Raw genomic sequence first — 12,735 nt, 5'->3', positions numbered from 1 at the left:
GCCCCCGACCGGTTCGACCTCTCCCGCACCGGCAACCGCCACCTCACCTTCGGTATCGGTGCACCGCTGGCCCGGGTCGAGTTGAAGATGCTGCTGCAGGTGCTGGCTGAGAAGGTGACGGAGATGAAGATCGTGGGCGAGGCGGAACGGCTGCGGTCGGGGGGATCGAGAGGTTGCCGGTGGCGCTTCGCTGGCCGTGGGCTTTCGGTCGCTGTGAGGTTCGGGGAAGCCGTCACTGAGAGGTTCGGGTTCGCGTGTCACTGGTGAGAAGCTGCCTTTGTGCTGATCAGCAGCTATCTGCCGAGCCGATCACGATGGCAGTGGTCCGAATCATGTGGTGACGTAAAGCCGTATCGGCCGGTGTCACCTTCACCGAACCTCCTTCGTGGCGAGCGTGCCATGGTCCGTCCTTTCGAGCCCACCGTTGGTGCAATGACCAATGCCTATGCGGTCCCGAGTGCCGTGTCGTCAGCACGCTTCCCGCGAGATCGGCAGGATGCCCGATACCCGACCACCAGCCTCCGGCTACACCGGAGTGCTCAAGGCTGACCGTCCGTGATCCGCTTTCGGTGCTACGGGCGGTGAGAATGGACTGATGCGATACGCGTGGCGACGGTCGTTGCGACCCCTGCAGGCCGAGAGCAGTGCCCGGGCCGATGCCTTCGATGGCGGGTGGGATGTCGGCAGTCCGGTGCGGCTGGACGAGATGCGGGATGTGCCGGTCGTTGTGGTGTTGGGGGAGCGCGGTGCGGGCAAGTCCGTGGCTCTGGAACAGGAGCACGGCCTGCTCAGGGACCAGGGTGCAGAGGCGGCGCCTTGGCTGCATCTGGGCCGGGACGTCGCCGATACGGCCTCGGCGGGCAGCACACTGCAGCAGCACCTGCATGGGCAAGGAGACGGGCCGCGGTATGTGCTACTGGACGGGCTGGATGAGGGCCTGAGCGACATCCCTGGTCTCGACAGAGTCCTCCTGCTGCAACTGCGGGCGTTGTCGGAGCCACAGCGCGAAAGGCTGCGCTTGCGGATCACCTGCCGTACCACCCGATGGCCCGAGGCGCTGGAAAGCGGGTTGCGGGGGCTGTGGCCGGATGCGGACCAGGTGACGTTGATGACGCTGGAGCCTCTGACTCGGCACGACGTGGAGAGCGCGGCCTGGCAGCGCGGCCTGGACGGGGCAGCGTTCGCCGAGGAGGTGAGCGGCCGGGGCCTTGCGGCCCTGGCAGAGCAGCCTGTCACGCTGATCCCGCTGCTGGATGCTCAGGCCGAAGGAGAAGCTCTCCCCAAGACGGTGGCCGAGGCCTACAACCAGGCCTGCCGCAGGCTGTGCACGGAGAGCTGGCCGCAGGGGTTTGTACAGCGCCAGGAACGGCCAGCGGTGGATCACCTGCTGGAAGTGGCCCGCTGGGCGGCAGCCGCTCTGCAGTTCAGCCGCATCCCGGCCCTCGCCGACCGGGAGCCGGCGCGAGAGGGCGAACTACATCTCGACAGCCTTGTCGACCCCGCCCTTCCCGGACTCGTTCCGCAACTGGAGTGCCGCCGCCATGAACTGCTGCACCTGACCGAGTCCTCCTTGCTGACACCGGTGGGGCAGCGGCGCTGGGTGTTTGCCCACCGCAGCTACCAGGAACACCTGGCGGCGCAGTACCTGCGTGAGCACATCGCCCCGGCGGTGCGAAGCGAGCTTTTGTGGGCAGGCAGCGGCTCAGCGCGCCACATCGTGCCAGAGCAGGAGGAGATCGCCGCCCGCCTCGCGGCCGACGACCTGGAGCTATTCGAGGATCTACTCGTCCACGACCCGCGGGTCCTTCTCCTGGCCGACCTGCCCTCGCTGTCGGCCGACTACCGGCAGCAGGCCGCCCAGGCACTCCTGGATGAAGCCCCCGACGAGGGCTTCGACCGCATCGACTTCGCACTCCTCAAACGGCTGACCCACCCCTCTCTGTTCGCACAGCTGACCCCGTTCCTGGTCCGCGACGCCGACCCGGATCAGACGTACTTGGCTTTGTGGATCGCTGCACAGTGCCAGCCAGCCCAACTAACGCCCGCCCTACTGTCCTTCGCGGAGGACATCACGCTGCCGACGCGGCTTCGCTCCTTCGCTCTGCACGCGATCGCCGAGGGAACCGTGCACGGCGACGAGGTCGTCGCCAGAATGCGCGCCCTGGCCGCGGACGCGAAGACCGGCGTTGCCGAAGCAGCGCTGGACCATCTGTGGCCGCAGCACCTGCCACTGACCGAGTACTTCGACCTGCTCCCTGCCCAACGGTCGTTCATCTACCGGCCGGAGCTGGAGAAGGCCATGGACCTGATTTCGGCAGAGCATGCCGACGAGGCTCTGGCCTGGTGCCGCACAGCCCTTGAGGACCAAACCCCCAAGTCCCTGATCGCCACTGCACTGCTGGCGAGGTGCATCCACATCATCAGCCACCCTGGCCTCGGCAGCCCGGTGTTCCGCGAGGAGCAGGCCGGCCGGGCGCTCGTCGCCCTGGCGGCCTACCCGGAGCTGTCCCACACCAGCGACGCACGCACCCCACTCGAATACCTGCACGACTCCTTGAATGCCGTGCCCGCTCTGCGCCGCCGTCTTGCCGACTACGTCCTGCGCCACAGCAGCCAGGAGCATGTACTGGAACTCACCTTCACCACCCCGGAAGTGGGGCTGTTCCCGGACGAAGACCTGTTGTACTGGGCCGAGCGCTGGCCGGACCTGCCACAAGAGATGCGGCGTACGGCGCAGCCGCTCTTCAGCCGCAGACAGCGGCCGGATGACGCGCGGCTGCACGAGGCCATCGAACAGGCCCAGCAGGCCGATGACGAACTTAGGAACGCCACCGCCTGGTGGGACGCTCCGCCCCCCGAGTGGCAGCTCCGTAGGCAGAAGGGCGAGCAAGAGCAGCGGCGCCGCAACACCTTCGACGAGGACCAGTTCACCGCAGCGCTGGAGGCGGTCCACACTGCCGCCCCGGACCAGGTCCGCGCTGCCTGGCGCACGGTCTTCGGCCACCTCTACCGCACCCACGACGGTCGGCCCTCCGACGGATCCTTCCACCTCACCGCAGTGGCCGCAGCACCGTCATGCCCGCCCATGGACGGCGCTCTGCACGCGAAGCTGTTCCACGCCGCCCTGCACGTCCTGGCCACCGCCCCCGCATGGAAGCCGCACGACGTCTCAGCCTGGGGCACCGAATGGACCGACGTACCAGAGTTGACCGCGGCAGGATTCGTGTCGGCCGACGCATGGCAAGCCACAGTGCCCGCAACAGACATCGAGCGGTGGACCGGGTGGGCGCTCGCGCTGGCCACGATGACACCCCCCGCGCAGGAGGCGGACCTGCACCACAGCCTCTTCAAGCGGTGCGCTCGCCACGCCGGCCACGCGTTCGAGGCCGCGCTTGCGACATGCCTGGACCGCCTCGAGTCCTACCGGCTCACCGACCTGGTCCGGTTCCTGCACACACTGGACGCGATGGACGCCCTCGCCGTCGTGCGGGCCTGGGCTGCTGCATGCGACCGCAGTGACACAGCCTGGGCTGCCGTGACGGTCACCCTGTCCGGCCTCGGTGACACCTCTGCCCTCGCCCAGGTCAAAGACACCGTGGCAGCTGGCCCGCCCCATGAAGGGGCAGAACCAGACCCAGGGCGCTGGATCACCGCGGCCTGCACTCTCATGTCCTACCCCGACCTGCCGGAAAGCTGGCCGCCCATCCGTCAGGCGTTCGAGGATCCCGAGCTGTGCAGGGCCGTGATCGACCGTATGACCATCGGCGGCTCCGATCGCTGGCCCGCAGGCGTGGCAGAACTCGACGTAGACGATCTTGCCGACCTCTACACACGCCTGTGCGAACGGGAGGAACTTCACCGGCCCCGAACCGAGCACGAGCCCGGTGTCGCCTACAGGATCACCCGGGAAGACACCCTCCACGACCTCGCCGACGCCCTGCCCCAGCTGATCGCCAGCAAAGGCACACCGCAAGCGGCCGACCACCTCGGCCAACTGGCCGCCTCCACATCCCGCCACACGTCCTGGCTGCGGCGCCTGGCCCGCCGCACCGCCCGCCAGGCGGCCCAGCAGCAGAGCCGGCCGCTGCCCGCGCACCAGTTGAAGAAACTGGCGGCCGACCACAGCCTGCGCGTGATCACCGACGAAGCCCAACTCCTGGACGTTGTCATGGAGGCCGTCGACCGAGTCCAGGAAACACTCTCGGGCCCCAACGGGATGGCCATCCTGCTGTGGAACCGCGCCGCCGCAGCCGATTACAACGCGATGTGGCCGACATGGGAAGAAGACTTCAGCGACCTCGTCATGGGCCTGCTCAAGATCCACCTCGGCGGAAGGCGCATCATCCTCAATCGCGAGGTCCAAGTCGACCGCCCAGGTGCCGGAGGAGGCCGCACAGACATTCACATCCAGGCGGCCGACCCCTCCCACGACACCGAGCCGTTCACCGTGGTCATCGAAGCAAAAGGCTGCTGGAACCGAAGCCTACCCACAGCGCTCGCCGAGCAGTTGGTCGCCCGCTACCTGCGCCGCCCCCGCACCGCTGGCGTCTTCCTCGTCGGCCTCTTCGACTGCGACCAGTGGCACTCCGAGCGGCGGCAGCACTGCTCGCCCGGCCACACCCCGCAGCAGATCGAGCACGAGCAGCAGGAACTGGCCGCACAGCAAGATGCCCTGGTCCGCGCACGGGTCCTCGACTGCCGGCCTCCCGGAGCCCAGACCGACTGACCCCCTTCGTCCGCCCCAACCGAGGCAGGACCAGACTGGCGCCCCCTTTGGAGTGGCGGCTGCCGGAATCCGCCTGCGCAGAGGCGTCCGGACCACTGTCCGGGTCCGCGGTGCGATGCCGTGCTCCGGGTCTGTCCAGTGTGTGGCGCGCTGGGGCCCCGATGGCGCGGCAGGTGAGGAAGAGGGGGCGGCTCACGCTCGGGGGCCTGGGCATGGCCCGGCCGCCGTGGCCGGATTGCACGTCCACACAGCCCCGGCGGCCCTCCTATGGTGTGGACCTTGGATTCCTCACCGGGGTGGCGATGGCGAGCCGTTACTACAGCAACGCTGTGATCATGGCGCTGATGGATCTGTCCCGCGGGTACTGCTACTGGCCTGACCCTCCGTGCCCCACACCGGTGATCCGTGAGGTCAACGGGGTGCCGATGACGAATGTGCAGATCGCCCACATCCGCGCATTCGAAGCCAATGGGCCCCGGGCCGATCCGGCCTGGCCGGGAGACGTGAACAGCTTCGCCAACCTGCTGCTGCTCTGCGAACCTCACCACAAGCTGATCGACGGGAAGTACCGCGACCGCTACACGGTGTGGGAGCTGGAGAGCTGGAAGCAGCGCCGGGAGGGCGAAAGCCTCCAGCGGTTCAAGGACACCCGCGTCCTGAGTGAGGAGGCGCTGTCCGACGCGATCGCGAAGGCGCAGGCTGACCTCCTTGACCAAGTGGGGCCAGCCCTGGAGGAGTTCCGGCGGTTCGCGCCCCAGATGGCCGAGTTGCTCGGCATGCTCACCACTTCACTGGCTGACCCTCGAGTGCACGGGTTCGGTCTCTCGCCCGACACCGTTGAGCTGCTGAACACAGCCGCTTTCCGGCTTCGGGAACTTCCGGACACCGCCCCGACGCTCGCCCACGCCGCACGAGACCTCGTCGCCGCGCTGGAAAAGGCCCCGCAGGTTGAGCGCGCGACGGCTGCCCTCAAGATTCAGATTGACCGTCTTGAAGATCTCGGAGGTCGTCGTCGGTAAGCCTTCTGCTCGCTCGTGACCTGCGTGGTGCTGACCTGCTGGCCGGTGACAAAGGCTGGTCGCCGACGTTCGGGACCACGCGGTCTATAGAGGAAGCCCAATATCGCGGGCGGCGTTCTGAAGCATTTTCTCGCGCTTCTTGGCGTAACCGAATGGGTGTTCGTAGTACGTGAGGCATTTGAGTCGACCTGCTCTGAGGACTGGCTGGGCCCATCGCGGCATCATATGCAGTGCGCACTGCCCGTGAAAGTCGTAGCCTACGCCTCCATGTGTCTTGAGCAAGTCGCCGACTACGGATACGTCGCAAGTTCGTGTGTTGGAGAGTGCGCGTAGACCAAGGCCGGTGACCGTTGCGGTCGTCAAGATCGCGGCAATTGCGGGGTCGGCGATCTGTAGCAGGCCAGCGATAACCTCTGGGCTGGGGTGCATCCGCAGGCCGTTCGGGCGTGACGGAGAATACTGGATCGTGTCGGCGCCTGGACACAACGGCTCATCCATGCGGCCACTTAGCGCTGTGTGTCCTGGAAGGGCGTCGGAGAATACAGGCTCTGGCAAAGGTCGGCTTACCGCTGTCACCTTCAGTGATGTTCCACTCTCTGTCGGACAGAGAGGTTGTGGCGTATTCAGCAAGGCCGCCCGCGCGGCGGACCGGGCCCTGACCACCCGGTGTGGCACGCGGGCCAGATGTGGGGTGCCGGTCCAAGGCCGGTGCCACAGCGCGGTAAGACGCAAGTTCGCGGATTGGCGCAGCGCGAGCAGGACTTCCCAGACTCGGTCCCACCGACTGTTGTGGGCGCGACAGAAGATGACATGCCTGATCCCCAATGCGGTGATCCAAATAAAAACCTGTCCCCTCAGCGTGTCAGCGGCCTCGGTATTGGATCTCCCATACGGATTCTTGCCCAGTTGGGTAAGCATCTCTTGAAAGAGCATGCGTGAGGGATACCGTGAGGGCGCAAGGTGAACGGTTATCCGCCCCTCTTCTGGAGCATGGGCCAGCAGAGCCGCACGCATGAGCGCGGGGTCGTCCACGGGGTCGACGATGACCTGGACCGGTGGAGGACCAGGGGGCGTAGGTGTCCCATATGGCATCGACGGCTGTAGGCAGGGCCACGGGCTACGGACAGCCATGGGCGTTCCCGCTTCCCTGTTGGCGAGTTCGGTGCACGTACGTGCAGAGCGGCACTCCATACAGAGCAGTACAGGCTACGGGGAAGAACTCCGGAAGGGCGCCCTTGGGGGGCCGGGCCTGCACCGGCCTGGCCATATCGCAGGCATCAAGTAGCGCATGTTCTCGCTGAGTGAAGGCGAAACGGCCCAGAGCCCACTCGTTCCAGTGACAGCCTCCTCCGATTCGGTCACGCCGCATTTAGCCTCAATCCACGCTGTGCGGCACCCGACCGTGCCGCCTCTGTTACCTCTGCCGGGGGAGGCTGTACTTGAGCGCTGCGCCGCTATTCGCTTGCTGGTCTTACAGGTTCTGCCGACGGTGATCACCGTGGACGATGAGTCGGAGACGGGTCTGGAACGGCCCCGCGACGAGCTGAGGCCTGCTGCCGTCCGTCAGATGCTCAGGCTGCGGGAGTCGGGGGAGCTGACCACCGCGCACATGAGGCTCATTGCCGAGTCGGTGGACGTGAGTCTGCGGCAGGCGTGGCGCTGGCTGGCCGAGGCGGAAGGGTCCGGCTCACCGGAGAAGCCCGAACGCAGGCGTTTCCGGATCACCGAAGAGATCATCGATGTCCTCGCCGACTACCGGGGCAACGTCAAGCGTGCCCACGAGCATCTGGTGCGTGAGGCCAAGAGGGCGGGGGAGAGGCCGATCGGCCTGACCACGCTGCACGACGCCATCGCCCGTGACCTTGACCCCGGTTTCATGGCCGGGCTGCGGGAAGGCATCCCAGCTGCCCGCGGTTTCGATCCCGCCTTCCAGCGCCCGGCGGTCGCCCGCAACCAGGTGTGGGAAGGGGATCATAAGCAGGCCCCGACCGTCGTGATGATGCCCGACAAGAAGCTGTCGAACGTGTGGGTGACGTGGTTCGAGGACCGTGGCACCAGCAACGTGATGGGCTGGGCGGTCACCGCCGGCTCTGCGCACCGCGGATCGGTCCTGGCGGCCGTGCGGGCCTCTGTGCTGCGTGAACCCCCGTACGGGCCCGCCGGCGGGCTGCCGCACCTGGTGAGGGTCGACGGTGGCTCCGACTTCATGTCCAAGACCGTCCGGCGGACCTTCGGTCTGCTCGGTGTGCCGATGCACAAGGTGCGCAGCGCCCGCCACAAGGGCGGGATCGAGCGGCTGAACGGCACCGGTGTGACCCGGTTCTTCGCTGACCTGCCCCGCTACACCAAGGCGCCCCTGCTTGACCACCGTCGCCGCGTCGGCGACCAGGACCCGCCCCTGACCTTCGAGGCGTTCGTCGACAAGCTGCGCCAGTGGGTTGAGGAGCACAACACCCAGCACGTCCTTGAACGGACCGGGATGACACCGCTTGAAGCGTGGCTGAGCGATCCCACCGAGATCCGGCCCGAGCCCAGCCCGGAAGAACTGCGCGCGTTCATGCTGGAGAGCGACAACAAGATCCACAAGGTCACCAGTCACGGAGTGGAGTTCCGTAACCGCTACTACATGCCGGAGAAGGGGGTGGGACGCATCGGTCTGGAACTGCGCGTGCGGTGGATGCCCCACCACGACCACGAGATCGACCTCTATACCTTCCGTGGCAACCGCTATCTCGGCCGGGCCTTCCTCAGCAACGAGGCCAGCGAGGAGATGCGCAAGGCAGTCCTCAGCGACCGTGACGAGCACAGCGAGGTGCTGCGCCAGGCCTTGAAACGCTCCGCCGATCGCAGGCGGGAACGCCACCTGCCCTCCACTCAGCCCGAACTCCCCGTCCGTGCCCTCCGCATGACGGAACAGGAGGCACGCGCCGAACTGGAGGGCACCACCCCATCCACACCGCCGCGACGGAGCGTACAGCCCTACCAGCCCCTGACCCCGCTCCCGCCCACCTGGCGGCGCCCCGGCCAGACCCCTGTTCCTTCAACGGAGGACGACGCCTCATGACCACTGCTCCGAAACGCAAGCACATGCCCAAACGCCGCGCTGCGCCGGACGCGGGTCAGCCCGCCACGGCACCGCGCCGCCGGCCTGACCTGCGTCCGCAGTTCTTCCTCGGCCTCGAGGACTCCACCCTGGTCGCCACCGACACCCTGTTACAGATCAAGGACACCGTCATCGACACCGTCGAGTCGAAGGCCATGTCCGTGATCTACGGCGACGCAGGGCTCGGCAAGAGCTTCAGCACCCGCGCCACGATCCAGGAAATGAACCCGGACCTGATCCTCCCCTTGGACTTCGCACGCTCCCGCCCCGGCCCGAAGGACCTGCGCGAGGAGCTGTTCCACCAGATGAACCTCAGCTGCAAGATGCCCGGTACCCCCACCGCGTTCGACAAACTGCTGCGTGAGACTCTGCCGCGGCGCCCGTACGTGATCGTGTGCGACGAGGCCCAGCAGTACCGGCGGGAGAACTTCGAGTTCCTGCGCAAGCTGTGGGACAACTGCGACCCCAAGCCCGCCATCATGTTCGTCGGTGGCCGGGAGGCCTACGAGACCCTGCAGAGCGACCCGGCGCTCGCCTCCAGGATCTACATCCGCCTGGAGATCCTCGCCATGACCGAGGACGAGGTCCTCAAAGCCGTACCCGACTCCCACCCCGTGTGGCGGGACGTCGACGAGGCACTGCTGAAGCGGATCGACACCCAGTACACCCTGGGCTCCTTCCGCGAGTGGGTCAAGGTGACCAAGCACGTCCTGAAAGGCATGGAGCACTTCGGCGCCGAGCAGGTCGACGACCGCATCGTCGACTGGGCCCTGGCCCGATGCTGACCGAGACTGCTGCGCAAGGGTGTGCGGCCACGCAGCCGTTTCCCCTCGCCGACGAGCCCGCGCCCCGCGAACTGCACTTCCTCAGTCTGGCCGGGGCAGGCACCGTCGCGACTCCCGGCCTCACGGCAGTCCAACGCGCACTCGCCGATGCCCACCGTCAGCAGCGTTTCCTGTGCGTGCTGGGCGACGCCGGCGTAGGCAAGACCTTCGCCGTTCACACCACCGCCCTTACCCGCTTTCCCGAGGCGCACCTCCTGCTGCGCCTGGGCGCCAGGCCAGGACCGGCTGACCTGCGCACTCACTTGCACTACGCCCTCGGGCTGAAAGGCGAACCACCCGGCGACCCGGCGGCCTCCGATTCCCTCATCCGTCGCGCGCTCGACGCCGGGCCGCACATCGTGGTCGTCGACGAAGCTGACCGGATGCCCGACACCTGCTTCGAATACCTCCGCTTCCTGCACGACGACCTTCCCGCCGGACTCTGCGTGGTCCTGATCGCCGGACAGGGCGGTGAACGGGCCCTGCGCGCCCAGCAGATGCTGCACACCCGCACCGCGGCCTGGCTGACCCTTGTGACGATCGCCGGCGACCAGCTCGCCCGCATCATTCCCGCCCTGCACCCGCTGTGGCACACCGTTGCACCGGATCATCTGCGGATGCTGGACGGCCGCTTCGCCCACGGCAGCTTGCGCCGCTGGGCCCTGCTGACCCACCACGTCCAGCGCGCCCTGGCCGCCGCCGGCGCCACCCACCCCGACTCCGGCCTGCTGCGGCAGGTCATCCGCCGCATCGACACCTCACGCCAGCCATGACCGTGACTTCACCCGCCCACCTCGTCACAGGGCCGGCGCCGCCGCCCGTCACGCTACTGCTGGACACCCACGACGACCGCACCATCCACGCCGCCGCCTACCAGCGTGCCCACCCCCACCGCGGCCGCATCACCACCGACCCCACCCCCCACACCAGCAGCCTCGCTTACCTCGCCCTGGACCTGCTGCGTGCCATGGGCCGCGACAGCTTCTCCCGCCCCGATGCCGAGCGGATGTCCACCGATCCGGCCTGGCGCGCGGTGACCTGCTGGACGCTGAACATGGGCCTTGCGGAAGCCATCGTGCTGCGCGCCCACCGCCTCACCCCCGAGCGCCTCAAACGCCTGGCCACTTGGCGCACCGAGACCGGTATCCACCTGATCCTCATCGCCCACACACCCACCCCGGCCGACGAACAGCGCCTCAACGAACGCCTCACCGCCGCCAACCTGACCGACCTCACCGCCGTGCGCGGCACCGACACCATCCTGAACGCCATCGGCCCGGCTGCCACCGGCCGACGCCACGGCCCGCCCCCGTCCGACCACGCCTATCCGCTGCCCAGCCTGCCCCGCAGCGGCGTCGCCGCCTTCCGCGCCGACTGCTGGCGCCGCCAGAACGACCTCGACTTCGCCCACACCGACGGTCAATACCGAGCCGGCTATGCCGCCGCCCGTACCTGGCTGGCCCGCCACCCCCCACCACCGCCACCCCCCGACACGCCTCAGGCCGAGGACGCCGGTCCGGACGGGGCCACCCCCTGGCGGAACATGGAAGGCCTGCGCCTGTTCCTGGCCCGGCTGACCGTCCTCAGCCCCAGTCCCCAGCACACCCTGGCCCGCGTCCGCGGAGCCCAGGCCGCATTCCTCAGCCAAGCCCTCCTGCTCAACGTGCCCGACGACCTCGCCAAGCACGGCGGCCCCGGCATCACCACCGTGCCGATCACCCCGCGTGTGGCGCACATCCTCACCACCCAGCTGCCCAACCCGCTGCGCGGCGCGGCCGTCGCCGCCCTGCTGTTCACCGGCACCAGCCAGTCACTGCTGTCCATGACCCAACTCGCCAGCGTCGGCGAGCACGCCACTCTCCTGGCCATCGACCGCGACTCCCGGATCAACGTCGGCGTGCCACCCGGCCCACGGCACCTGTACGCCATCCCGCCCCGCGCCCGCCCGCTCCTGGCCGCGGCCCTGGAATTCCGCCGCCGCACCCCACGCACCGCCGACCACCTCGGACTGTTCGCCAACTGCTTCGGCACCTCCGAACGCTTCGACCACCTCATCCGCGACGTCAGCCTCCACATCCCCACCGTCCTCCACCCCCACACCACAGAGGACTGGCACACCGTTGCCCGCTGCTGGCACCTCAACACCCCCGCCCCGGCCATTGCGCCCACCATGCCCCCAGCACCCGGAGCACACCCGTGACCCACCCGCTCCCGCACCCACCCGACCTTCTGGATTCGGCAGCCTTCGACCTGCCCTACCTACGGGCGCGGGCATCCCAATGCCGGCTCACCGACGACGAACTGACCGCGCTGACCGGCATCCCCACCGCCGACTGGGAAGCCCGTCTCACCCCGCAGAGCCTCAGCAGCGCGGCGATGATCGCCCTGGCCCACATCCTGAACACCTCACCCGAATCCCTGCTCTGCCAGCCCGGCACCGCCCGCGCGGGCCCTCGCCACAACCCACAACTCACCCCCCAGGCCGCCGTTCTGCACGCCGCCCTCATCGAAACCGGCCCCGTCCACCCCGACGACCTCGCCTCCGCCCTGGAATGGAAACCCACACGCCTGACACGAGCCACCGCAGCTCTCAAGGCCCATCTCGACCAGCCCAACAGCCCGCAGCGCTTGATCTCTACCGAAACGACCATCCATCTGGCCGCCACACCCGGACTGCTGACCTCCCGCCAGCTCGACAACCTGCACCACGCCGGGCACTGCGCCGCAGCACTCAGCCCCACCGAGGCCACCGCCGCAGCACGCCTGCTCCACCACACCGCGCTCGGCCTGCCCGTTAACGCCTCGGCCGCTCAGATCCCGCGCCTGATCAACCGGCGCCTGCTGGCCCCCGTCGGCCCGCCAGCCCCCCACCCCGACCTGCTGTTCGCCCTGGGCCTGACTGCCTCCCCGATGACCGAACACCCGCCGGAATCCGCCATCACGGTGCCCACCGGCGCCCAGGCCGCCCTCGCCACCCAATGACGCCCGCCCCGCGGCCCCCGGCCCTGCCGCCGGCAGCCTGCTCCGATCACCAGGGATCCCTGACATGACTTCTGTACCCGG

Annotated in this window: 7 protein-coding genes; all 7 read left to right on the top strand. The window is 68.2% G+C overall.

Annotated features, from left to right (window positions below):
- Positions 1–595 precede the first annotated feature (595 nt).
- On the top strand, positions 596–4,726 hold the full coding sequence (locus tag OOK07_RS43030; protein WP_266802737.1) for a hypothetical protein: 4,131 nt from the start codon (positions 596–598) through the stop codon (positions 4,724–4,726).
- Positions 4,727–4,998: 272 nt separating this feature from the next.
- A complete protein-coding gene (locus tag OOK07_RS43025; RefSeq protein WP_266802735.1) occupies positions 4,999–5,745 on the top strand; it encodes an HNH endonuclease in 747 nt (248 codons plus the stop codon).
- A gap of 1,498 nt (positions 5,746–7,243) precedes the next feature.
- Entirely contained in the window at positions 7,244–8,809 is a 1,566-nt protein-coding gene (locus OOK07_RS43020; RefSeq protein ID WP_266802733.1) for a Mu transposase C-terminal domain-containing protein, read from the top strand.
- On the top strand, positions 8,806–9,633 hold the full coding sequence (locus OOK07_RS43015) for an AAA family ATPase (protein ID WP_266593260.1): 828 nt from the start codon (positions 8,806–8,808) through the stop codon (positions 9,631–9,633). The genes OOK07_RS43020 and OOK07_RS43015 overlap by 4 nt, the downstream gene beginning before the upstream one ends.
- The gene (locus tag OOK07_RS43010; protein ID WP_266802731.1) at positions 9,627–10,445 is read left to right on the top strand and encodes an AAA family ATPase; all 819 of its coding nucleotides are present in this window, start codon (positions 9,627–9,629) and stop codon (positions 10,443–10,445) included. The genes OOK07_RS43015 and OOK07_RS43010 overlap by 7 nt, the downstream gene beginning before the upstream one ends.
- The gene (locus OOK07_RS43005) at positions 10,442–11,872 is read left to right on the top strand and encodes a hypothetical protein (RefSeq protein ID WP_266802729.1); all 1,431 of its coding nucleotides are present in this window, start codon (positions 10,442–10,444) and stop codon (positions 11,870–11,872) included. The genes OOK07_RS43010 and OOK07_RS43005 overlap by 4 nt, the downstream gene beginning before the upstream one ends.
- Entirely contained in the window at positions 11,869–12,654 is a 786-nt protein-coding gene (locus tag OOK07_RS43000) for a hypothetical protein (protein WP_266802727.1), read from the top strand. The genes OOK07_RS43005 and OOK07_RS43000 overlap by 4 nt, the downstream gene beginning before the upstream one ends.
- The last annotated feature ends 81 nt before the right edge of the window (positions 12,655–12,735 follow it).

Origin of the sequence: Streptomyces sp. NBC_00078, from assembly GCF_026343335.1 — a bacterium.
In the GTDB taxonomy this organism is placed as follows: Bacteria; Actinomycetota; Actinomycetes; order Streptomycetales; family Streptomycetaceae; genus Streptomyces.
This window is presented reverse-complemented; position numbering and strand designations above follow the sequence as displayed.